Source organism: Methylobacterium sp. 37f (assembly GCF_023093475.1).
GTDB lineage: Bacteria > Pseudomonadota > Alphaproteobacteria > Rhizobiales > Beijerinckiaceae > Methylobacterium.
Genome location: NZ_JAGHKN010000044.1, coordinates 16,996 through 38,559 on the forward strand (window position 1 = coordinate 16,996; position 21,564 = coordinate 38,559).

Here is a 21,564-nt window from a genome sequence, read left to right on the forward strand (position 1 = left end):
GCCCCCCAGCGTTCAGGTCCGCGACGGGTATAGGCGATGCTATAACTGTGACAATGATGTTTAACGGGCACGCTGCAGGATCGACCGCGCTGTTGCCGAAACGCCGCAAAACGGGTCGTATCACCCTCCGTTCGCTCGTTTCGACCCCTATAAAGACAATCGGAACCGACGCTCTAAGCGCCGCGTGCGAAGCCCGGATGACGCCACGCCCGCGTCGTCTGTCCGTGTCCAACTGCCGGACCCGCCCCCTGTGTGACGACGCGTACGGGCATTATCCCGAACCGACGCCCCTCCGGTTTCGGTCCCGTCGAGCGCCGCCCCCCATTTGGGGGATGCCGGCGACCGGAACCGCCTCTAGCCTGGACATCTCCAAGGCTCAGGACCGTCTCGACCCGCAGGGGTTTACCCCTGCGGGTCCTTTTCCCGGTCTCCGGCGGGTTCGGCCGCCGAGTCTCCCGTCCGTTGCCGACGACCGATGTCAGGCGTCGCCGCCGTCGATCCGTGCGATGAGGGCGGTCAATTCGCCGATGCGCAGGCGCAATCCCTCCCGCGTGCTCTCGTCGGTGTCGCGCAAGGCGTAGCCGTCGACGAACTGGCGCTTCTCCGTGTGTGCCTCCTGACCCATCGCCTCAAGTTCTGCGATCAGGCGTTCGCGCTCGGCCAGATACTGCGTCTTCCGGTCATCCATGGCAGGCATGATCATCCCTCCGGTGGCAGGCTTTCACGAGAAGAGGCGCCGCCTCGATCGCCTGGCCCGATCGCCGGCGGGCCTGGCACCTGAAACGCCAGACCTGACCCGCCGGTTCATGCGCCGGGCAGCCTCCATCGTGGCCCGTGCTGTGACGACATTGTGCAAAGCATCCGCCGGTACCGGAACCATAAAGCCTTCTGACTGTTTGTTCGACGACCCAAGCTCGAAGACCCTTTCCCCGCCCGGCTCACGCCGAGGCGGGTTTTTTTTCGGATCCACGAAGCCTGACCAACCACTTTACGAATGACCCCGCCTCGCATTGCCGTGGCTGGAACCGCTTCCGAGGGCAGAATCACTATCATTTGATAGAAATCATGTCTTCGTCAAATGGTTGCGCAAGGAGTAATACCTTGCTGCCTGAAGTAAATATAATGCATTGTCTCGGATTTGTGGCAGAAATTATAGGCAAAGACAGTCTATTAACAGGCCTTTAAGTCTTGCCTAGCTAGCCTCAATCCGGTCAGAGTTCGGAGATCTCTCGTGGCATTGCTCGCGCGATTCAGCATCATCACCAAACTGATCGCCGTGGTGGGGCTGATCGGGCTCATTGTCAGCGGTTGCCTCTGGTACGCGACCACTCAGATGTCGGTCATCGACAGTGCCTACACCCGCTTCGTCGCCCAGGATACGAAGGCCATCGCCGATCTGAGGACTGTAAACCGACTGATCTTCACCTTGAGCTACTTCAATTTCCGCAACATCGCGGAGGTGAGCCCCGAGGAAATGCTCCGGACGGATAAGGGATTCGACGAGGCGACCGAGCGCCTGAACCGGGTGCTGGTCGAATTGCGCGACGAGGCACCCACCTTTGCACCGCGAATCGATACCCTCAAACAGAAGATCAACCGCTTCGTCGCCGACAGCTCCGAGGCCAGGACCCTGGCGAGCAGCGGCCTGAAGACCGAGGCCGTCGCCCTGCTGCACCAAGCTGTCGACCCGACCTTCGACGCCATGGTGGCGGAGGGGGCGACCCTCGGGCGGGACATGCGGACCTTCGTCGATGACGGTGCGCGTGATCTCACGGCGATGACGGAGCAGACGCGGACGAACACCCTGTTGCTCGGTGGATTCGGGCTTCTCGCCGGCGTGCTGGCAGCCGGTTTCGTCGCCGTGTTCGGCATCACCCGGCCGATCCGCCGGCTGGTCGAGGCGTTGCGGCGGATGGCGGCCGGCGACAGCGAGGCCGTCATCCTCGGGCGCGATCGGCGCGACGAGGTCGGCGCCGTGGGCCGCGCGGTCGAGGACATCCGCGCCCTCGTCGCCCGAAAGGCCGCCGAGGAGACGGAGCGCCAGCAGATTGCCGATGCGGCGGCGGCGGCCGAGCGCCAGCGAACCATGCACGAATTGGCCGATGGCTTCGAGGCGGCCGTGGGTTCGATCATCGGGACGGTCTCGGCTTCGGCCGGCGCCCTGCAGGAGACCGCCGAGACGATGAGCGCGAACGCGGCCCGTACGACGGACCAGTCCGTGGCCGTGGCGGCCGCGGCCGAGGAAGCGGCCTCGAACGTCGGTACGGTGGCGGCGGCGGCCGAGGAACTCGGCTCCTCCGTTCAGGAGATCGGCCGTCAGGTCGACGGCTCCGCAAACCTGGCGCTGCGGGCCGTCGAGGAGGCGGCGCAGACCGCCGGTCTGGTCCAGGACCTCAGTACCGCCGCCGCCCGGATCGGTGACGTGGTGGCCCTCATTACCACCATCGCGGGCCAGACCAATCTGCTGGCGCTCAACGCCACCATTGAGGCGGCCCGTGCCGGGGAGGCCGGGCGCGGCTTCGCCGTGGTCGCCGCAGAGGTCAAGGAGTTGGCCAACCAGACCACCCGCGCCACCCACGAGATCGAGGAGCAGATCGGCCGCATCCAGTCCTCGACGGAGCACGCGGTCGGGGCGATTCGCACCATGTCTGGGCGGATCGGGGAGATCAGCCACATGACGACGACGATCGCGGCGGCGGTGGAGGAGCAGGGCTCGGCGACACAGGAGATCGTCCGCAACGTCGCTCAGGCGGCCACCGGCACCGGCGAGGTCACCGAGAACATCGCGGGCGTCGCTCACGCGGCCGATCAGACCGGGATCGCGGCGCGGCGCGTTCTGCATTCGGCCTCCGACCTGACCGTCCAGTCGGAGCAACTCTCGCGGCAGGTCAGTCGCTTCCTGGAGACGGTCCGGGCGGCGTGAGGTCGCTATTGGATTCTACGGGCGCCCGGGGCGTCGCGAAGCGCGAGGGCGGACGGCTGACGAAACGGGAGCCGGCGAACAGGAAGCGCCACGGCGTTTCCACCGCGCGGGAGATTCCGATCCGGCGATCGGCGCTCCAGTCCGGTACCCCGTGCGCGGCGGAGAGCCGAAAGGGCGGCTCTTCGAGGGACAGGCCATCGAGAGCGGCGGTGACGCCGAGCGCCTGACACAGGCGCCCCGGCCCGGCACAGAGCAGGCGCGGCGGGGTGAGTCCGCGCCGTTCGGCCATGGCGGCGAGCCCATGGCGCGGCTCCAGTGCCCGGATCAACACGGCACTGCCCGGTTCGCAGACCAGGTTGAGGCACCAGTGCATGCCGTAGGAACGGTAGACGTAGGCGTGCCCCGCCGGCCCGAACATGCTCGCGTTGCGCCGGGTCGGGCCGTTGACGCTGTGCGAGGCCGGGTCGCTGGAATCATAGGCCTCGGTCTCGACGATGGTTCCGCCGATGCCGTCCACCTGCAGGTCGCAGCCGATCAGGGCGGCGGCCACCTGCGCCGCCGGTCGCGCGAAGAAGCCGGCCGGGAGGGGCCGTCCCAGGGTGTCATCCGCCAGCATCACGCGCCGGGTCCGGCACCCTTGGCCGGACCCAGGCTCGCGCGGGTCCGCTCCAGTCCCTCAGGTCCAAGGTCGAGGGCCAGGCGCACCGCCCGCTCCACATAGGCCTGCGGCGTTAGTCCGGAGGCCTTCGCCGCGCGGGAGACTTCCAGGCCGAGGCCGAGATCGAGGGGAATCGCGCTGGTTCGCGACGGGGGCGGCTCGGACGCAGCGACGGGAGCCATAGGCGCCTTTGCCAGGGCGGCCGGGGAAGCGGCAGCCCGCAGGGCGGCGGTGCCGGTGAGGAGCGGCGCCGCCGGGCTTTCCGAACGCGCCGACGGCAGGCCGAGCGCCTCGCGCCGGCCCTGCGCCGCCAGCCGGTCGGCGCGCTCGTTGCCGACCTCGCCGGTATGGCCCCGCACCCAGGTCCAGCGGACGTCGCGCCGCGCCGCGAGGGCATCGAGTTCCTGCATCAGCTCGACGTTCTTCACCGGCCCCGTCGCCGTGCGCCAGCCCTTGGCCTTCCAGCCCCGCATCCACTCGGTCACCGACTTGATGACGTACTGGCTGTCGCACCGCATCTCGATCTGCGCGCCCTCGGGAAAGTAGCGCAGGGCGTTGATCGCCGCCGTCAGCTCCATGCGGTTGTTGGTGGTGGCGCGGTCGCCGCCGCAGAGTTCGACCCGTCCGGTCTCAGCCTCGATCACCACGCCCCAGCCGCCGGGGCCGGGATTGGGATCGCATCCGCCGTCCGCATAGGCGATGGTTCGCATGGGTTCGCTTCGACCTGTTCACGATGGACCCGCCCTGGGATCGGGCGGCACCGGAGCTTCCGGGCGCCGCCCATAACACGGGGACGTGCTCCGACGGCAGCCGTTTCAGGTGCGGGCGGGGTCGATGCGGTAGCGGATCGGCTTGAAGCTGTTGTTGTTGGATTGTAGCGCTGAGCAGGCGGTGAGACCGATGACGAGGTCGCATTCCGCCTCGAAGGTGACGTGATCACCGGCCCGGCTCAAGGGAGGCTCGACCTTCAGTTCGCCGGTGCCGCCGTCGACGGTGACGTTCATGAACACGTTGAAGGCGACCGGAATCCGGTCCGGCACGATGCCGTAGGGAGCGAGCGCCGCCGCGAGGTTGCCGAAACAGCCGCGATGCGGGTGGGCATCGCCATAGATGATCCGGAAGGTGTCGGCCGAGCACGGCGTGAGCAGGAAATCGTGCCGCCCCACCGTATCCTCGACGATGCGCAGGAGCACGTTTGAGCGGTTCGAATAGATCGGATCGCCGGAGGTCAGATAGATCCGGCTGGCATAGTCGAGCGTCCGGCCCGACGAGATGACCTCGTCGAGGTCGCCGCGCACGAAGGCCAGAAGGTCGGCCACCTGTTCGCCCTGCGGGTCGATCACCGTCAGACGCTCGCCCTTGTCGAGGGTGAAGGCCACGCCGGAGCGCGGTGCGATCTCGTGGGTTTGCGCCTCAGGCGGCATCGCGGCTCTCCCGGGGTCCGTCCTGCTTCGTTCCGTCCGGAGCCGCGCCCGATGTCTTGCGACCCTGAAAGGGGCAGACCCAGTCGGCTCCGACGACCCGGCCGCTGTACTGGCGCGCTTCCGAGGCGTCGCCGTGGCGCGCCAGCATCGGGTTGATCGATCCGGCGAGTGCCTCGTCGCGGGACAGGATGGCAGCCCGCAGTTTCTCGTAACGGCCTTCGGCCCGCAACTGCTCGAACTGAGCCCGCAGGTTGAACACGAGCACCGGGTGCGTGAAGCGCCGGGCCGGCCGGCTCGCGCCCGGATGCATGCCGACCACGAAGAAGGCTTCGCCCCCGAACGAGAGCGAGAAGTGCGGATCGTCCGGGTCGGCCTCCACGCGGCTGTCGTAGCGCTGTCCCAGGAAGGCGTCCTTGTCCGAGAGCGACTGGACCCTGTCCCAGAGATGCCGCTCGAACGCTTCCTCGTCGATCGCGTTCGGTCCCTCGAACACCACGGCGAAGCTCTGGAACAGGTCCGGCTTGTCGCGATAGCGGCAGATGAAGGCAAGCAGCGCCGGATAGAGACGCGGATCGTCCCAGCCCGAAGTGATGTTGCGGGCCACCACGATCTTCATCTGGCCCTTCGACAGGGCGGACTTGGCACCGACACAGGGGAACGGCTGGCTTCGGATGAAGCTCTGGAACGCAACGGCCAGGGGATGGTCATTGTCGTCGGAGGGAAGCTCCAGGGGCAGGCGATTGGCCGGCAGATGACCGAAGGGAAGAGGATCGGCGAAGGCGTGGTCCATCGGGGGCAGATGCATAAGAACTCGACGCTGGAGAAACGCGGGCAATCCCACCACAGCGGCCGATCCCGGATCGAAAAATCCGGGTCGATCCCTGTGGGGGGTGCTGGCGTGAACCGGAGGCGGGGAGGGGAGTTCCGCGAACGCGACCGGATGGCACGCGGTGTCCACAGAGTTCGGTGTCGCGGCATCAGCCCACCGCTGAGGCAACAAACCGCCCTTGAGACAAGACACTACGGACGATGCCGAAGACCGGGGGTCGAGAGGCGTGCGGGCAAACGAACCTTCTCCGGCATCAGGCATTGAACCCGCGATGCTGCGAGGCGGGCCCTGAACCCAGTGATATCGTACCGATGAACTCCCCGTCCGGAACCAGCGCCCCAGATCCTTCGGAACAGGGTCCTTCCGAACAAGGTCTCCCTGAAAAAAAGCCTTCGGCGAAAGGTCGGCTGGCGAAAGGCACCCTGCGGGCGCTGCGCCTGCTGGCCAAACCCGTTCGCCGGTCCCAGGGCAAGGCCGGGACTGTGATCGAGACCTATCGGGGCTACGGCTCACGCGAACAGGTCTTCCTGATCGGCCGTGTGTTTCGCCAGTCGCAGCGCGCCGGCAACGCCCCGAATGCGGGCTGGACCGCCGAACTGCGTGACATTCGGCGCCGGATCACACGCCGGAAGGTCGCCGGCGCGGTCCTGACGGCACGGTTCTTCGGCTGCGAGGAGCAGGTGGTTACCGATCGCGACGGCTATTTCCGCATCCATCTGCATCCGCGCCTGCCGGCTCCGCCAGAGGCGTCCTGGCACCCGATGGACCTCGATCTTGCCGGCCCGGTCCCGGTGCGCGCGAAAGGCCAGATCTTCATCCCGTCCGCCGAGTGCCGGCGGGTGGTGATCAGCGATATCGACGACACGATCATGCGAACCGGCGTCGCCAACAAGGCCAAGATGCTGTGGCGCCTGTTCGTCGAGGATGCCGAGAACCGGGTCGCCTTCCCGGGCGCCGCCGCCCTCTATCGCGCGCTGTATACAGGACCGTCGGGCGCCGAGGGCAATCCGATGCTGTACGTCTCGAGGGCGCCCTGGGGCATCTACGACATGCTCAGCGAGTTCTTCGCCATGCACCGGATTCCGGTCGGGCCAGTGCTGTTCCTGCGCGAATGGGGGCTGTCCTGGACGAGCCCGCTGCCACGCCGGGCGGAGGACCACAAGCGCGATCTGATCGAGCGTATGCTGGCGCTCTACCACGACCTGCCCTTCGTGCTGATCGGCGATAGCGGCCAGCACGATCCCGAGGTCTACGCCCAGATCGTGGCGGCTCATCCCGGCCGGGTGGCGGCGGTCTATATCCGCAACGTCTCGCGGGATGCCGGGCGCCTCGACGAAATCGCCCGGCTGGCCGAGGTGGTCGAGGCGGCCGGCAGCAGCCTTGTGCTGGCCGCTGACAGCCTCGCAATGGCCGAGCACGCCGCCGAGCGCGGGCTGATCGGCCGAGACGCCGTCGATGAAGTCCTGCGCGAATGGAGCGCCGACGGGACGGTCCCACAGACGCGCCGCCATGCCGGCCGCCTGCGCGCCCGCGCTCTCCGAAAGATTCTCGGCGGGGCCGGAGCGACGCCCCCGAACCTCGTCGTCGAGCCCGGCCGGTCCGATCCGCCGGCCTGAGAGCGGGGCGTTCTCGGCTATTGTGCAGAGGTTCCAAGCGGGATCATCATCGCCGCCCCGGCCCACCGCTCTCGACGTTCTCGATCATCCGGTAGGACCGGTCGTCGCCATGTCGCTCGATCACCATCCAGCACATTCACGCCTCGGCGGCGGATCACAGCCCGACGATCAATCCGTTCATTGCCATGTCGGTGATCTCCGACAGGAGTGAGCCCAAAGCCGAAAGCCGCCGGATGACTCCGCCCGCGCCCATCGTCACGCTCTCAGCCAACCTTCTGGCCGACCTGCCCGATGCTCGGTCGGGCGAGGTCTTCACCGAATTCCTCGCGCGTCCCGGATGCCGGATCGAGCGGATCGTCTCCCACGGCCAGGTCACGCCGCAGGATCAGCCCTATCGGCAGGACCATGACGAGTGGGTGCTGCTCCTGGCGGGCGCGGCGCGGGTGGCCATGGGGGACGCGGAGACCGTACTGGTGCCCGGCGATCCCCTGTTCATCCCGGCCGGTACCACCCATCGGGTTACCTTCACCGATCCGGACCGGCCCACCATCTGGCTCGCGATCCATCTCGGCGAAACGGGGATGCCGATCGGGACCTGAGCCGGGCCGGCCGAGGTCTCAGATCGCCGCCGCCGGATCGCCGCCGAGGGGATTGCCGGAATCCTCGTTGCGCGTATCCCCGTCACGCATATCCGCGGCGTGCCGATCCCGGCGCGTGCGGCTGCCGCGATCGAGCAGCGAACGGCCCAGTGCCCGGAAGGGCGCGGTAAGGCGGCGCGCATCGTCGGCTCGCTCCATGAAACGCTCGCCGTTGCGGATTTCCTTGTCGAGGCGCGCCATCGTGCGGGCCAGCGCCGGATCCTCGTCGTCGAGCCAGACCTCCACCGTGCGGGCGAAGGCGATGACCACGCCCTGGAGCTTGAGGCGGCCGAGTGGCCCCTCGGTGTTGATGCCCGCGGCGGCCAGCATGAAGCGGTGCGAGTTCAGCGCGACCCCGTTCAGGGCCAGCATGGAAAGCGGGTCGCCACGCAGGGCGTAGGAAATCCGGCGCAGGGCCTCCTTGTAGGGCGTCATCGCGTCGAGACGGCGCATCAGCACATCGAACAGGCGTTCGCGGGTCGGTTCGTCGGCGAGATCGGTCGTGTCGCCCTCCAGCACCTTGCGATCGATGATGCGGGACAGGCCTCCGAGTACCGCGCCCTTGGAGGGGAACAGATCGCGGAACTCGGCCAGGCTCAGGCCGGCCTCCCGGGCGATGTCGCCGACCTCGATGTCGTTCCAGGGCTGCTCGGCCGCGAGCCGCATCAGCGCCTCGACGGCGGCCTCGCGCGGTGGACGCTTCGGCTCGGCTGGCGCCGCCGCATCGGTGGACCGGGTCTCGGTCTCGGGTATCTCGGTCTCGGGCATCTCGGTATCGGGCATCTCGGTATCGGGCTTGGGAGAGCCGGGGCGTTTAGCCATGGTCGTACGATCCTCGTCCAATCAGACCCTGATGTAGGGTGGCGGAGCCGGATCGTCAGGTCCGTCTCAGCCAGCGAGGGCACCGGCGCGGCGCCGCGCCGCGTCCACTGCCTCGCGCATCAGGTCCGGCAGGCCACCGGGACGCATCAGCACGGCCAACGCCTCGGCGGTGGTCCCGCCCGGCGAGGTCACGTCCTGGCGCAGGGCGCCGGCCTCGCGGGGATTGGACTCGAGCAGAGCCCCGGCCCCCGAGACGGTGGACCGGGCGAGCCGCGCGGCCATGTCGGCCGGCAGGCCGGCGGCCACGCCCGCCTGCGCCATGACCTCGGCCAGGAGGAAGACGTAGGCAGGTCCGGAGCCCGACACGGCTGTCAACGCGTCGATGAGGGCCTCGTCGTCGAGCCATTCCACCAGGCCGACGCTGGCGAGAAGTGCCTGCGCCTGCGCCCGCTGCTGCGCGCTGACGGCGGTGCTGGCCACGGCGCCGGTCGCGCCTCGGCCGATGCTGGCCGGCAGGTTCGGCATCGCCCGTACAATGGCGCGGGCGCCGGGCAGGCGGTCGCGCAGGTTGGTAAGGGTCTTACCCGCCAGGATCGACACCACCAGGGTGTCCGGCCCGATCAGCGGCGCGAGACCGGCGGCTGCGCCCTCCAGGCCCTGCGGCTTCATGGCGAGCACCAGCGCCTCGGAGACCGGCGGCTTGGCCGGATTCAGACCCAGCCCCCGCGCGGCGCAGAGCACTCGAATCTCCGGCGGGGCCTGCGGATCGATGATCGTGGTTCGACGCGGGTCGAGGCCGCCCGCGAGCCAGCCGGCCAGCATGGCGCCCCCCATCTTCCCGGCCCCCACGAGGGTGAGCGACCGGGGCAGTGCGGCGTCAGGCGCAGCGGTGTCGGGACGGGAATTTGCGCTCACGCCTCGCCTTCGGTCTCGAACAGCACCGCATCGAGGGCCTCGCGGGCCGACTTGCCGGCCCAGAGCACGAACTGGAAGGCTTGGTAGTAGCGCTCACAGGCGTCGACAGCGGATTTCAGCATCATGGTGCACTGACCCTGCGTGGGGGCGGCGCCCCCGGTGAGGAGCAGCGAGTGGCGGAACATCACCACGTTGTCCGTCGACCACAGGTCGAAATGCCCGACCCACAATTGCTCGTTGACCAGGGAGACCAGGGTCAGGATCTCGGTGCGGCGGCGCTCCGGGACCTTCAGGTCGAAGGCGGAGGCGACGTGCAGCGCCTCCACGTCTTCGATCCAGGTGAACGCCACATGGTAGTCGGCCCAGCGCCCGGCGACGGAAACAGACATCTCGTCGGTCTCGGCCCGGTCGAAGATCCAGTCGCGCAGCGACGCGAGGCGCTCGACGATGTCGAGGGGATGCTCGTGCCGATCGTGATCTTCGATGTGGAGTTGGGTCATGGCGGTCCAATATGTCGATCTGGGCGAAGATCGGCGAAGTCGTTGTGAAACTCACGCCAGAGGCCGGCACCGCCCGGATCCCGATTTGCACCTGACACACCCGGTCGGGGTGCGGCAGGCGCGGATTCTGTTCGGTTCAGGGTGGTTCGGGTCGGGAGCGAATCAGGTCATGACCCACTATAGACCGGGCTGGACTCGCGTTTCAAAGCGGCCCGGGAAGCCGGTGAACAGGAAAGCGACCGTCCACCGTTCCTTCCTGTGTACAAGCGTGACGGCGACCGAAGGGGCGCGAATCAACCTGGAATCAGATGGCCTCGCTGGCTCCGGCCACCGGCTCGGCGCCGACCTTTGCCTCCAGGGCGGTGATCCGGGCGGCCAGGGCGTCGTTCTGGCTGCGCAGTGCCGAGACGAGGTCGCGCAGGACGTCGAGTTCCTCTCGCGACGCGATGTCCATGTCGCGGATCAGGCGCTCGACCTGGGCCTTGAACACCGTCTCCGCCTCGCGTCGCACGCCCTGGGCGGCTCCGGCGGCGTCGGTCATCAGGCGGGCGAAATCGTCGAACAGCCGGTTCGAGCCTTGCATCGTCGTCTCCCGAAGCTTTGAGGTCACCATCCGTCCGTGACGGCCACGAGACCGGCGCCTGTGGGCACCGACATAAGAATCGGCGGGTCTCCCGGCAATGAGTTTCCCGGCACTGCCGGTTCGGGCCCTGACGAGTCCTGACGCCCGGTTTGGGCGGACGGGCGCTCCGAAACAGCCATTTACAAATCCCCACCGCGCCGGGCCTTCGGGGACGGTGCGCGGCGGTGCATACTCTCGAGCCGACAAATCCGCCCGGGTGCGGAGACAGCCGCTACGCTCGGGACCCTGACGCCGATGACCACGACCCAGCCGCATATCCTCCTCGTGGAGGATGACCGCGAGATCAGTGCCCTGGTGGCGCGCTACCTGCGGGCCAACGAGTGCCGGGTCAGTCTCGCGGGCGACGGGGCCGCCATGGACAAGGTGCTGGCCGATGCCCGCGTCGACCTCGTCGTGCTCGACCTGATGCTCCCCGGCGAGGACGGCCTGAGCCTGTGCCGCCGCCTGCGGGCCGCCTCCGGCATTCCGATCCTGATGCTCACCGCCAAGGCCGAGGAGATCGATCGGATCATCGGGCTCGAGATCGGCGCCGACGACTATCTCGGCAAGCCGTTCAATCCGCGCGAACTCCTGGCGCGCATCCGCGCCATCCTGCGGCGCGGCTCCGCGGCGGAGGCGGAAACCGAGGAGGGCGTGCGGCGCCTGCACTTCCTCGGCTGGACCCTCGACATCTCCCTGCGCCAACTCCTCAGCCCCGAGGAGGCCCGCATCGCCATCACGGGCGCGGAGTTCGACCTGCTTCACGCCCTCTGTCTGCGCCCCGGCCGGGTGCTGTCCCGCGACCAGCTTCTCGACCTGACGCAGGGTCGCGCGGCCGGCCCCTTCGAGCGCAGCATCGACGTCCTGATCAGCCGCATCCGTCAGAAGATCGAGCCGGATCCGCGCAACCCGGAGATCATCCGCACCATCCGCTCCGGCGGCTACCTCTTCACGCCCGAGGTGACGCGCACATGAGGGCGCCCTGGACCCGCCTGCGCACTCTGGTGCCGTCGAGCGTCGCCGGACAGATCGCCCTGCTCATCGTCGCCGCCGTGGTTCTGGCGCACGCGATGGCGACGCTGGCGTTCTTCACCCTGCGCGAGCCCTGGCGGCCCGACGATCATCCCGGCGTGGCCGCAACCCGCCTCGCGACGGTCGCCCGTCTCCTCGACGGCGCCGCCCCTGCCGACCGCCCGGCGCTGCTGGCCAACGCGGCCCGGATGTTGCCGACCCTCCGTATCGAGCCCTGGGACGGCACCGGCCCGGAGACCGGTCGTTCCGAAGCGACGGGCGGCGACCGTCTTGGTGACCGGCCTGGCGACCGCCTTGGCGACCATTCCATGGTCCAGCGCCTGCGCGACGGCTTCGGCCGCCCCCTCGGCATCACCGACCTGTGGGCGGATCGGCGTCCGGCCGATACGCCGGCGGGCGTCCGCGTCGGCATCGTCACGCCCGCCGGTGCCCGCCTCTCCGCCCTGGTGCCGGACGACGACCGGCCGCCGATGCGGCAGGGGGCCATCATCTTCACCTTCGTGTTCCTGGCCGTCGCCGTCTCGCTGATCTCGCTGTGGGCGACGCGGGCACTCACGGCTCCCCTGGCCCGCCTCGCCGAGGCGGCGGACGCTTTCGGCACCCGCATGAACTTTGTGGACCTGCCCGAGAACGGCCCGCGCGAGGTCGTCACGCTGTCCCGTGCCCTCGATCGGATGCGGGCGCGCGTGCGCCGCCTCGTCGACGACCGGACCCAGATGCTCGCCGCCATCAGCCACGATCTCCGCACGCCGATCACCCGCCTGCGCCTGCGTGCCGAGTTCATCGAGGACGACCACGCCCGGAGCATGACCCTGCGCGACCTCGACCAGATGAACGGGCTGGTGGAGGCGGCCCTCTCCTTCGTGCGCGACGGACAGAGCCCCGGCGGAGGCGCGCGCATCCTGGTCGACCTCGCCTCCATCGTGCAGACCGTCGCCGACGAGTTCGCGGATATCGGCGCCGATGTCCGGGTCGACGAGACCCGTCACGTGCTGGTCCAGGGGCGCCCGGACGAGCTTCAGCGCGCGATCGTGAACCTCGTGGACAACGCCGTGAAGTATGGCGGCGCGGCGCGGCTCACGGTGACGCAGACCGAGCGGGGCATTGCCGTCGACATCAGCGACGACGGTCCGGGCATCCCGGAATCCGAGCGGGACGCCATGCTCCAGCCTTTCGTCCGCGGCGACCGGGCCCGCAACCTCGACACCGCCAGCGGCTTCGGCCTCGGGCTGTCGATCGTTCTCGCCATCGTGGATTCGCACGAAGGGCGCTTCACCCTGCGCAACCGGACCCCGCGCGGCCTGACCGCCCGGATCGAGCTGCCGCGCGCCGCCGCGGCCTCCCCGTCGAACTCCCCGACAGAGGCCACCCACCGCGCCGCCGCCGAATGAGTACCGCCCGCCGGCCGTGAGGGCGCGAAAAAGGCCCGAACCACGCGGGCCGGGCCTTCGAATAGGATTCTTCGGAACGTCGGGCGCTCGCGCGCTCGATCATGCCAAGTCGTCAGGCAATCAGCAGCGCGGGCCGCCGGAGGTCTGGCCGTATTGCTGGACCGGGAAGTTCTGCTGGTTGGCGTTGCCTTCGGCGGCCGAGCTCTCGGCGCAGCGGCCGGTCGCCGGGACATCGTAGGAGCGGATGGAGCCCGTCGTGATGTTGTCGTAGCGCGACGCGGGCACCTCGCCATAGGCCGGGGCGGCGCGGTCGAACGCGAAGCTTCCGGTCGCCGGAGCCGCGATGGCAAGAACCGAAGCGACGACGAGGGCGGAAAGACGGGTTTTCATCTGGCTAGATCACTCCTACGTGAGGCGAAGACTTTAGTTGTTTTCGTCTCGACTGAGACGAGAGTGATATAGGGGTCGTCTTGGCAGGTTGACGTGTCGCTTCGCACGTGGCGCCCGCTGGGGTCGCACGGTCCATCTCGGCGCGCGAGCGGGTTCGTGCAGGCGCCCTCAGAACTCCATGTCGAGTTCCTCGATCTCGTCGGGCTCGCGCGCCGCCGCCTCGGCCCATTCCTCCATCAGGGGCCACGCGAGGATGGTGTCGCGATAGGCGGTGGTCCGGCCCGAGAGGGGGACGTCGTAAGTGCGGAAGCGCGTGCAGACGGGGGCGAACATCGCGTCGGCGAGGCTGGGGGTCGCCCCGAACAGGAACGGGCCCTCGTAGCGGTCGAGGCACTCGTCCACGATGGTGATGACGCGCTCGATATCGCCCCGGGCGCCATTGAAGATCCTGAAGTTGGGATGGCGGCCCTTCAGGTTCATCGGAAGCGCCGAGCGCAGGTTGATGAAGCCGCCATGCATCTCGCCCGAGATCGAGCGGCAATGGGCCCGCGCCACGTCGTTCCTTGGCAGGAACCCGGCCTCGGGCCGGATCTCGTTGAGATACTGCGCGATCGCGAGGGTATCCCAGACGATGATTTCGCCATGGACGAGGCGGGGAACCAGGAAGGAGGGCGACAGGTGCAGAAGCTCGGCGCGGGTCGAGGCGTCGTTTCCGGAAAGCAACTCCGTCTCGAAGTCGATCCCGGCCATCCGGCAGACCAGCCAGCCGCGCAGCGACCACGACGAATAATTCCGGCTCGAAATGGTCAGCGTGGCCGCAGGCATCGTCGTGTCCCCCCTGATGTTTCCTCGCCGACACGTGATCCAAGACTCGTGCCGCCGCGATCCACCGACAGGCACGATGGTTCCGGTCGTGCCGCGGTGTCGCTGGCCGTCAGCGGAGCCTTTTCCCAACGTGTAGGTTGTCCTTTCACAGTCACGGCCGGCGGCGACCTCATGTTCACCTGTTATTCCGAAGCGACGCGCGACACTTCTCCGGTGATGCATACGCACAACAACCGCAGGATATCACACGTTAAGGCCGTTGCGTCCGGGGCCGGGGTGCCGCAGCCTAGCGCCCCATCGTCGGCGGCTCTGCCGCCGCGCCCGCTTGCCGCGGACGTTCTGCGATTCGACCGTTCGCGTAGGAGTTCGGGCTGCATGCTGTATCGTGCCTTTGATGCCCAGTCGGATCTGGCTGAGCAGACGCGCGCCTGGGGACGTCTCGTCCACGACGCCGTCTCGCCCTGGACCGCCGCCGGCTACAAGGAGCCGCTGACCTGGTGGTCGGCCGGTGCCCGGATGATGATGCGGGCCGGCCTCACCTTCGCGCGACCCGCCTACGGGATCGACAGCGTGACAGTGGGCAACCGCGAGGTGCCGGTGACCGAAGAGGTCGCGTTCGCCACCCCGTTCGGAACCCTGCTGCGCTTCAAGAAGGACGTGGAAACCGAGCAGCCGCGCGTGCTCGTGGTGGCGCCCCTGTCCGGGCATTTCGCGACGCTGCTGCGCGGGACGGTCCGCACCCTGCTGCCCGATCACGACGTCTACATCACCGACTGGCACAACGCCCGCGACGTGCCGCTCTCCGCCGGTGCCTTCGGGTTCGACGATTACGTCGACCATCTGGTGCAGTTCCTCGGGGCGATCGGTGAGGGGGCCCACCTCGTCGCCGTGTGCCAGCCGGCGGTGCAGGCGCTGGCCGCCGCTGCGGTGATGGCCCACACGAAGGACGTGGCGCAGCCGCGCAGCATGACGCTGATGGCCGGCCCAGTCGATTGTCGGATCTCGCCGACCTCGGTGAACCACCTTGCGACCTCGAAGCCGATCGCGTGGTTCGAGAAGAACCTCATCGCCACGGTTCCCGATCGTCACAAGGGCGCCGGACGGCGGGTCTATCCCGGCTTCATGCAGGTCTCGGCCTTCGTGTCCATGAACGCCAAGCGCCACATGCAGGGGCACGCGGACCTGTTCTGGCACCTCGCCAACGGGGAAACCGAAAAGGCGCGCCAGATCGAGGGCTTCTACGACGAATATTTCGCCGTGCTCGATCTCGCGGCCGAGTTCTACATCGAGACGGTCAAGACCGTGTTCCAGGATTACACCCTGGCCAAGAACGAGCTGACCTATCGGGGTAATCCGATCGACATGGGCGCCATCCGCAGAACCGCGCTGATGACGGTCGAGGGCGAGCGCGACGACATCTGCGCAGTGGGCCAGACCATGGCGGCGCACGACCTGTGCACCAGCCTTCCGCACCACATGAAGAGCCACCATCTCCAGGCCGGCGTCGGGCATTACGGTGTCTTCTCGGGCCGCAAGTGGGAGAGCCAGACCTACCCGCTGGTGCGCAACTTCATCCAGTCGCACAACTAACTGAGACCCGACCATCCCGGATCGCGCCGGAATCTATCCGGCAGACGTGCTGGTTCGCGGTCTCCGGCATGCGCGCCGGACCGCAGCCGTAGCGCGCGGGATGAGCCGATCGACCGACCTGTCCCGGGGCGTTTCATCGATTCTTCTCCGTGATCGGAGGTTAGTGCCGGCACATCGCCCGAACACAATGTATCGGAAGACGATGGCAAGTTTCCTCCCTTATCAGCGGAGTTCTGGTCGTCGCATCGGCGGGACCGGGTTCCGGATGAGACGCGCCCATGCTGACTCGAATGTTGACGTTTGCTCTGCTGGCCTCGTTCACCCTGCCGGCAGAGGCCAAGACTTACGCGCTTCCTGCCAAAAGCCCGGCCATAACGCTGACGATTCCTGATAATTGGAACGTTACTGCAGGGAAAAACGAGATCAATTCTGTCGCCTCGGACGGCTACCTGGTCGTCAACGTGGCTTATGGCGACCGATCGGATCTTGAAAACCTGATCAAGGAAACCAGGGCCTATCTGAAGAAGGGCAAGGTCGACCTGAGCGTCAAGCCGGTTGCGGTCACCCTGGATATCGGCGGCACCCCGGCCCGGGTCCAGCGCTACACTACCACCGCCGGTTCCGAGAAAACCATCGTGGATTTCGTCACCGTCGATGCGAGCCGCGACCGCGTCGTGCTGATCACCATCTGGGGCACGAAGGACGAGCGGACGGCGAATGAGGCCACTCTGTCGGCGGTCATGAACAGCATCAAGCTCCCGGCCGATTCCGGTTCAGCCCCGTCGAGCTTCTGGTCGGGCGGCGCCGCGCCGATGGCCGAGGCCCCGAGGATGGTCGACCATTCAACGAATACTGCGAGTGAGGTTTTGTGCGTCGCGCCGAAGGCCCCGACACCCCTGCGCGTGCCCCGGAACCTGTTCGTCACCGAGACTGCGCCGGGCTTCGGATCGTACACCTCTCGGACCTCGAACACGTTCCGGAAGGACGAGCGGATCTTCACCTATCTCGAGGCCACCGGCGCGACGTTGGTACCCGTCGAGGGGGACAAGCGGCGCTTCGGCTACATCGTCGACGTCGATGTCCGGAACCCGGAGGGCGATATCCTCTGGGGCAAGAGGGCGCCATAGACAAGGATCTGTTGGTCGACGCGCCTGACCTCCTGAACGGCCAACCGAAGTTCTTCATCAACTACGATCTGGCGATCTCGGGTCTTCCGCCGGGCGCCTACATCCTCGGCTTCAGCGCCCGAGACAAGCGTTCCGACCGTTCCGTGTCCACCGAGCAGAGTTTCGTCGTGGCACCTTAAGCCGGCCGAACGGGGAAGCCGGCGGTGGGCGATCCCGTTCAGGCAAGAGCGAGCACTTGGCGGCTCGCCGGAGGGTCAGGCGGCGGCCAGCGCCATGGACATCGATTCCTTCTTCATCAGCTCGCGGTAGAACCCGTCGAGATGAGTCAGCTTGTCCGGCGAGCCGTCCTGGATGATGCGGCCACCCTCGAGCACCACGATCCGGTCGAAGTCCTTCAGGGTCGAGAGCCGGTGCGCGATGGCGATCACGGTGCGGCCGTGCATCAGGTTGGCGAGGGCGTGGCGGATCGCTTCCTCGGACTCGGCGTCGAGGGCCGAAGTCGCCTCGTCGAGGAGCAGGATCGGCGAGTCCTTGAGGATGGCGCGTGCGATGGCGATGCGCTGGCGCTGGCCGCCGGAGAGCTTCACGCCGCGGTCGCCCACGATGGTGTCGAACCCTTCGGGCAGGGCCTCGATGAAGTCGGTGCAATGGGCCGCGGCAGCGGCCTTCCACACATCCTCGTCGGAGGCGTCAGGCCGGCCGTAGCGGATGTTCTCGCGCAGGGTCCGGTGGAACATCGACACGTCCTGCGGCACCACCGTGATGGCCTCGCGCAAGGATTCCTGGGTCACCCGCTGAATGTCCTGGCCGTTGATCAGGATGCGGCCGCCCTGCGCGTCGTAGAAGCGCTGCAGGAGGGAGAACAGGGTCGACTTGCCGCCGCCGGACTTGCCCACCAGGCCGACCCGCTGACTGGGTTGGATGACGAGGTCGAAGTCGGTGAAGACGCCGCGGCCGTCCGGATACGAGAAGGCGACGTGGTCGAACGTGATCTCGGCCCCATGGGTGCCGGAGAGCGGCTCCGCCTCCGGATGGTCGATCAGGTCGTGCGGCTGCAGCAGGGTGTGAAGCGCCTCCGACAGGCGCGCGGTGTGCTGGGTCGCGTCGACCAGGGCCACCGCGAGATCGCGGGTGGCGGCCAGGATGCGGATGCCCAGGGTGCAGACGAGGACGACCTGACCATTGGTGGCCTGGCCGGCTTCCCACATGTTGATGGCCCAGTAGAGCAGGCCCAGCACCGCCAGCACCGTGAGGATCGCGTGCACGATCCGCAGCTTCTCCAGGTAGAGCAGCGAGGAGCGGCGCGAACGCATCTCCTGCCCGATGGTGCCGTCGAAGCGGGTGTATTCGCGCTTGAAGGCCGAGAAGGCTCGCACCAGAGGCATGTTGCCGACGAGATCGACCATCTCGCCGTCGACCGAGGCTGCCTTCGCGGCGAAGTCGTGATGGAGCGGCTTGCCGGCTGCCGCCATCTTGAACATCAGCACCACCACGGCGGCGAAGATGCCGGCGAGCACCAGGGCCATCGTGAGGTTGACGGTGCCGATGTAGAGGATCGAGCCGAAGGCCGCGACGCACGGCGGCATCACGTTGAACACGAACATGTTCTCGACCGTGAAGATCGCGTTCGAGGTCGCGGTGATGCGCGAGGCCAGGGTGCCGGGCTGGCGGTCGGCGAAGAAGGACGGCGAGTGCCCGGTCATGTGCCGGAAGAGGTCGCGGCGGATGTCGCCCGTCACGCCCACGAAGGTGAACGAACCGACGAGGCTGGCCACGCGCCACAGCATGTTGTCGGCGGCGATGAAGGCGATGAGGACGCTCAGCGCGCCCCAGATCAGGCCGGAGGAGGGGCCTTTGCTCAGCGCGTCGACCACGCCCTTCAGCGCATAATCCGTGCTCACCGAGAAACCCACGGCGCCGAGGACGGCGCACAGGATCACGATATGCGGCAGGGCGCGTCGGCGCAGATAGCGACCGACGAAGGCGAAGGGCCGATCGGCATAAACGCAGAGGTCTTCCATCAGGGTGACCATCCCGGTGTCGAAGGTTCACCCGGCAGTGGCGTGAACCTGTTTCTATGAAGGCGTCCTTACGGACCCTGGTTTCCCGCGCATGTCGCACACGGGATCTTGAGTCCCCCTGGGTCGCAACGCAAAGCGAACCCAAGCGTTGCGGTGTCGGGCGCAGGTTCGCGCGTTATAGCGCGCGAACCTGAATGTTGCTTGAGCGGCAAGCGAAGTCCCGATCAAGCAAATTCCCATGCGCGGATTTTCTGGCAAGCGAATTCGATGCCGTCCGCTTCGAGGAACGCGGCTTTCGGGCGTTTCCCTTAGGGGTCGGGCGCGTGTCTGGTCTCCGGCATGATCAGGGCGACGAGCGCGAAAGCGGCGAATCCCACGATCGCCAGCCCCAGGAAGGCCGTATGGCTGCCGAGCCGGTCCGCCATGATGCCGGCCAGTGAGGTCGACAAGGCCGCTCCGATCCCCATCGCCGTCCCGACCGCCCCGAGGGCGAGGTTGAAGTGTCCGGTCTTCCGGGTCGCGTCCGAGACCACCAGCGGGACCATCACGCCGAACACAGCGGCTGAGACGCCGTCGAAGACCTGGATCGCCACCAGCAGTTCGGGACTGTCGACGTAGGCGAAGAGCAGGCCTCGGATCGGCAGCGCTGCGAAGCCGATGAGCAGCAGGGGGCGACGGCCCCAGCGCTCTGCCGCGCGCCCGACGGCCGGGGCCGACAGGGCGAGAACCACCTGGGGCACGACGATGCAGGCCGCGATCAGCGCGGTGGCGGTCTCGCTGGCCCGCAGGGTCAGCATGCTGCCTACCAGCGGCAGCATCGCCGCGTTGGCCAGGAAGAACAGGGTCATGCAGGCGCCGAAGCACAGCAGAGCGCGGTTGGTGAGCAGAGCGCGCAGGCCCGCGTCGCGACGGGGCGCCGGGGTGCTCTCGGTCGCCCTCGTGCGCGGCGGCGGCTCGATCTCGTCGGCGCGAATCCGCGAGAGCGCGATCAGGGTCGGCACCATCAGGGCGGCGGTCAGATAGAAGACCGCGTCATTCGAGAAATAGTAGCCGCAGGCGCCCATGCCGGCGGCCGCCACCGCATTGCCGAGGGCCGAGAAGCTGGCATTCCGCCCCAGCCGCTCGCCCGCGCGGGCATGGCCGACAAGGCCGATGCTGATGGCCGCGATGGCCGGGGTGAGGATGCAACTCGCGGCCGAATGGGCCGCCATCGCCAGCAGCACCACGAGGAAGTTCGGCCACATGGCGAGCGCGAAAGCGCTCAGCGCGATGGCGACCACCGAGAAGCCGGCGGCGAAACGGCGGGAGCGCACGGCGTCGACGAAGGCCCCGCCCGGCACCTGGCCGAGGAGGCTGACAAGGCTGCCGACCGTGAGGGCGAAGCCGATATCCGACTGGGTCCATTTCGCCTGGGTGAAGTACACCGCCAGGAACGGTCCGAAGCCGGTCTGCAGGTTCGCTACGAAGAACGCGAACCCGTCGAGGCCACGCGTGCTCGTGCGCGAGATCACCTTCATGTCGGCCGGGGCCCCCGCTGCCGTCGACGTCGGACCGTCGTCCGTGAGGGCGTCGCGACGGGGGAGGGGGCGTGGCCGGAAGTCCGGACGCGACACCTCACGCGGCTTGAGCGCCCGGCGATCCTTCGGAAGCGGTACCGTCATCGATCCGGTGACTTCTCGGCCGGCTTATCCGGCGCCTTCTCGGGCGCGGGGGTCGGGACAGGTACGGGCACTGGCGCCACGACGGGTGGCGAAGCCGCTGGCGCCGCGACAGGTGCCGCAGCAGCGGGCGGCGTGGGCGGACCCTGAACGGCGTTGGCTGCGGGTTCACCCTCCGGCGGGGTGGCGGGGCTGGCCGGGCCGAGCACGACGATCGGCTCGCCGGGCTTGTATTCGGGCGAGACGCGTACCTGGTTGCGGCTCAGTTGAAGCACCGGCCGGCTGGCCTTGCCGTCGGCGGTAAAGCGCATCGCGCGCCAGTCCACCGCGATCTTGCGGGAGCCGACCCCGAGGAAGCCACCGAAATCGATGATCGCCGCGCGGGGACGTCCATCCTTGTCGAGGATGATGTCGATGATCCGGCCCATATCCTCGCCGGTGGAACTGCGCACGGCCTTCCCGAGAATGCCCTCGTAATCCTGGGTGTCGAGCACGGTCGCAGGCGTGCCGGTGACCAGCGGAGTCGGTCCCGTCGTGGCCGCGGGCGGCGACGCGGGCGTTGGTACGACGGCGGGTGGTACCG

Annotated in this window: 22 protein-coding genes; 8 read left to right on the forward strand and 14 right to left on the reverse strand. The window is 68.0% G+C overall.

The window, feature by feature from the left end:
* Window positions 1–478 precede the first annotated feature (478 nt).
* On the reverse strand, window positions 479–697 hold the full coding sequence (locus J7U37_RS21465; RefSeq protein WP_156633874.1) for a hypothetical protein: 219 nt from the start codon (window positions 695–697) through the stop codon (window positions 479–481).
* A 534-nt stretch (window positions 698–1,231) separates the two neighbouring features.
* On the opposite strand from J7U37_RS21465, the gene J7U37_RS21470 reads away from it, so the two are divergent.
* Window positions 1,232–2,923: a methyl-accepting chemotaxis protein gene (locus J7U37_RS21470; protein ID WP_247637038.1), complete on the forward strand. Its 1,692-nt coding sequence runs from the start codon at window positions 1,232–1,234 to the stop codon at window positions 2,921–2,923.
* Here the strand turns inward: J7U37_RS21470 and J7U37_RS21475 are convergent.
* The 4 genes from J7U37_RS21475 to gntA form a co-directional block, all read right to left on the reverse strand.
* Entirely contained in the window at window positions 2,889–3,539 is a 651-nt protein-coding gene (locus tag J7U37_RS21475) for a DNA-3-methyladenine glycosylase (protein ID WP_247637049.1), read from the reverse strand. The two genes, J7U37_RS21470 and J7U37_RS21475, sit on opposite strands and share 35 nt — an antisense overlap.
* Complete coding sequence (gene rnhA / locus J7U37_RS21480) at window positions 3,539–4,291, reverse strand: ribonuclease HI (RefSeq protein WP_247637039.1); 753 nt, start codon at window positions 4,289–4,291, stop codon at window positions 3,539–3,541. Before rnhA ends, J7U37_RS21475 begins: the two co-directional genes overlap by 1 nt.
* A gap of 105 nt (window positions 4,292–4,396) precedes the next feature.
* A complete protein-coding gene (locus J7U37_RS21485) occupies window positions 4,397–5,005 on the reverse strand; it encodes an urea carboxylase-associated family protein (protein WP_247637040.1) in 609 nt (202 codons plus the stop codon).
* A complete protein-coding gene (gene gntA / locus J7U37_RS21490; RefSeq protein ID WP_247637050.1) occupies window positions 4,995–5,735 on the reverse strand; it encodes a guanitoxin biosynthesis heme-dependent pre-guanitoxin N-hydroxylase GntA in 741 nt (246 codons plus the stop codon). The genes J7U37_RS21485 and gntA overlap by 11 nt, the downstream gene beginning before the upstream one ends.
* A gap of 506 nt (window positions 5,736–6,241) precedes the next feature.
* Here gntA and J7U37_RS21495 point away from each other — a divergent pair.
* Window positions 6,242–7,450 (forward strand): phosphatase domain-containing protein, encoded by a 1,209-nt coding sequence (locus J7U37_RS21495; protein WP_247637051.1) that lies wholly within the window; start codon window positions 6,242–6,244, stop codon window positions 7,448–7,450.
* Window positions 7,451–7,683: 233 nt separating this feature from the next.
* Window positions 7,684–8,049: a cupin domain-containing protein gene (locus tag J7U37_RS21500; RefSeq protein WP_247637041.1), complete on the forward strand. Its 366-nt coding sequence runs from the start codon at window positions 7,684–7,686 to the stop codon at window positions 8,047–8,049.
* A gap of 18 nt (window positions 8,050–8,067) precedes the next feature.
* Here J7U37_RS21500 and J7U37_RS21505 read toward each other — a convergent pair whose 3' ends face one another.
* The 4 genes from J7U37_RS21505 to J7U37_RS21520 form a co-directional block, all read right to left on the reverse strand.
* Window positions 8,068–8,871, reverse strand: coding sequence for a TetR/AcrR family transcriptional regulator (locus tag J7U37_RS21505; RefSeq protein ID WP_247637052.1), 804 nt, complete (start codon window positions 8,869–8,871; stop codon window positions 8,068–8,070).
* A 105-nt stretch (window positions 8,872–8,976) separates the two neighbouring features.
* A complete protein-coding gene (proC, locus tag J7U37_RS21510; protein ID WP_348773012.1) occupies window positions 8,977–9,825 on the reverse strand; it encodes a pyrroline-5-carboxylate reductase in 849 nt (282 codons plus the stop codon).
* Window positions 9,822–10,325, reverse strand: a complete 504-nt coding sequence (locus J7U37_RS21515; RefSeq protein WP_055957499.1) for a YbjN domain-containing protein — start codon at window positions 10,323–10,325, stop codon at window positions 9,822–9,824. The genes proC and J7U37_RS21515 overlap by 4 nt, the downstream gene beginning before the upstream one ends.
* 304 nt (window positions 10,326–10,629) lie before the next feature.
* Window positions 10,630–10,908, reverse strand: coding sequence for an accessory factor UbiK family protein (locus J7U37_RS21520; protein WP_056484957.1), 279 nt, complete (start codon window positions 10,906–10,908; stop codon window positions 10,630–10,632).
* A gap of 294 nt (window positions 10,909–11,202) precedes the next feature.
* Between J7U37_RS21520 and J7U37_RS21525 the strand changes: the two genes are divergently transcribed.
* Window positions 11,203–11,922, forward strand: coding sequence for a response regulator (locus J7U37_RS21525; protein WP_056181516.1), 720 nt, complete (start codon window positions 11,203–11,205; stop codon window positions 11,920–11,922).
* Window positions 11,919–13,370 (forward strand): ATP-binding protein, encoded by a 1,452-nt coding sequence (locus tag J7U37_RS21530; RefSeq protein WP_247637042.1) that lies wholly within the window; start codon window positions 11,919–11,921, stop codon window positions 13,368–13,370. The genes J7U37_RS21525 and J7U37_RS21530 overlap by 4 nt, the downstream gene beginning before the upstream one ends.
* 120 nt (window positions 13,371–13,490) lie before the next feature.
* On the opposite strand, the gene J7U37_RS21535 is transcribed toward J7U37_RS21530, so the two are convergent.
* Window positions 13,491–13,760 (reverse strand): hypothetical protein, encoded by a 270-nt coding sequence (locus J7U37_RS21535; RefSeq protein ID WP_247637043.1) that lies wholly within the window; start codon window positions 13,758–13,760, stop codon window positions 13,491–13,493.
* 168 nt (window positions 13,761–13,928) lie between these two features.
* On the reverse strand, window positions 13,929–14,585 hold the full coding sequence (locus J7U37_RS21540) for a glutathione S-transferase family protein (RefSeq protein ID WP_247637044.1): 657 nt from the start codon (window positions 14,583–14,585) through the stop codon (window positions 13,929–13,931).
* Between the two features lie 375 nt (window positions 14,586–14,960).
* Here J7U37_RS21540 and phaZ point away from each other — a divergent pair, with 375 nt between their 5' ends.
* From phaZ to J7U37_RS21555, 3 genes are all read left to right on the forward strand, one after another.
* Window positions 14,961–16,175, forward strand: a complete 1,215-nt coding sequence (gene phaZ / locus J7U37_RS21545; protein WP_056181504.1) for a polyhydroxyalkanoate depolymerase — start codon at window positions 14,961–14,963, stop codon at window positions 16,173–16,175.
* Between the two features lie 278 nt (window positions 16,176–16,453).
* Complete coding sequence (locus J7U37_RS21550; protein ID WP_247637045.1) at window positions 16,454–17,302, forward strand: hypothetical protein; 849 nt, start codon at window positions 16,454–16,456, stop codon at window positions 17,300–17,302.
* Between the two features lie 11 nt (window positions 17,303–17,313).
* A complete protein-coding gene (locus tag J7U37_RS21555) occupies window positions 17,314–17,481 on the forward strand; it encodes a hypothetical protein (RefSeq protein WP_247637046.1) in 168 nt (55 codons plus the stop codon).
* Between the two features lie 75 nt (window positions 17,482–17,556).
* On the opposite strand, the gene J7U37_RS21560 is transcribed toward J7U37_RS21555, so the two are convergent.
* The 3 genes from J7U37_RS21560 to J7U37_RS21570 form a co-directional block, all read right to left on the reverse strand.
* Window positions 17,557–19,323 carry an ABC transporter ATP-binding protein gene (locus J7U37_RS21560; RefSeq protein ID WP_247637054.1) on the reverse strand — a complete coding sequence of 589 codons (1,767 nt, stop codon included), beginning with the start codon at window positions 19,321–19,323 and terminating at the stop codon, window positions 17,557–17,559.
* 308 nt (window positions 19,324–19,631) lie between these two features.
* Complete coding sequence (locus J7U37_RS21565) at window positions 19,632–20,984, reverse strand: MFS transporter (RefSeq protein WP_247637047.1); 1,353 nt, start codon at window positions 20,982–20,984, stop codon at window positions 19,632–19,634.
* Window positions 20,981–21,564 (reverse strand): PRC-barrel domain-containing protein (locus tag J7U37_RS21570; protein ID WP_247637048.1); only part of this gene is annotated, 584 nt, incomplete at its 5' end. The genes J7U37_RS21565 and J7U37_RS21570, both read right to left, overlap by 4 nt.

Excerpts from the sequence above, each read along its gene's own strand:
- J7U37_RS21465 (WP_156633874.1), bottom strand. The coding sequence starts at position 697 with ATGCCTGCCATGGATGACCGGAAGACGCAGTATCTGGCCGAGCGCGAA.
- J7U37_RS21475 (WP_247637049.1), bottom strand. The coding sequence starts at position 3,539 with ATGCTGGCGGATGACACCCTGGGACGGCCCCTCCCGGCCGGCTTCTTC.
- rnhA (WP_247637039.1), bottom strand. The coding sequence starts at position 4,291 with ATGCGAACCATCGCCTATGCGGACGGCGGATGCGATCCCAATCCCGGC.
- J7U37_RS21485 (WP_247637040.1), bottom strand. The coding sequence starts at position 5,005 with ATGCCGCCTGAGGCGCAAACCCACGAGATCGCACCGCGCTCCGGCGTG.
- J7U37_RS21500 (WP_247637041.1), top strand. The coding sequence starts at position 7,684 with ATGACTCCGCCCGCGCCCATCGTCACGCTCTCAGCCAACCTTCTGGCC.
- J7U37_RS21505 (WP_247637052.1), bottom strand. The coding sequence starts at position 8,871 with ATGCCCGATACCGAGATGCCCGAGACCGAGATACCCGAGACCGAGACC.
- J7U37_RS21515 (WP_055957499.1), bottom strand. The coding sequence starts at position 10,325 with ATGACCCAACTCCACATCGAAGATCACGATCGGCACGAGCATCCCCTC.
- J7U37_RS21520 (WP_056484957.1), bottom strand. The coding sequence starts at position 10,908 with ATGCAAGGCTCGAACCGGCTGTTCGACGATTTCGCCCGCCTGATGACC.
- J7U37_RS21525 (WP_056181516.1), top strand. The coding sequence starts at position 11,203 with ATGACCACGACCCAGCCGCATATCCTCCTCGTGGAGGATGACCGCGAG.
- J7U37_RS21530 (WP_247637042.1), top strand. The coding sequence starts at position 11,919 with ATGAGGGCGCCCTGGACCCGCCTGCGCACTCTGGTGCCGTCGAGCGTC.
- J7U37_RS21535 (WP_247637043.1), bottom strand. The coding sequence starts at position 13,760 with ATGAAAACCCGTCTTTCCGCCCTCGTCGTCGCTTCGGTTCTTGCCATC.
- J7U37_RS21540 (WP_247637044.1), bottom strand. The coding sequence starts at position 14,585 with ATGCCTGCGGCCACGCTGACCATTTCGAGCCGGAATTATTCGTCGTGG.
- phaZ (WP_056181504.1), top strand. The coding sequence starts at position 14,961 with ATGCTGTATCGTGCCTTTGATGCCCAGTCGGATCTGGCTGAGCAGACG.
- J7U37_RS21550 (WP_247637045.1), top strand. The coding sequence starts at position 16,454 with ATGCTGACTCGAATGTTGACGTTTGCTCTGCTGGCCTCGTTCACCCTG.
- J7U37_RS21560 (WP_247637054.1), bottom strand. The coding sequence starts at position 19,323 with ATGGAAGACCTCTGCGTTTATGCCGATCGGCCCTTCGCCTTCGTCGGT.
- J7U37_RS21565 (WP_247637047.1), bottom strand. The coding sequence starts at position 20,984 with ATGACGGTACCGCTTCCGAAGGATCGCCGGGCGCTCAAGCCGCGTGAG.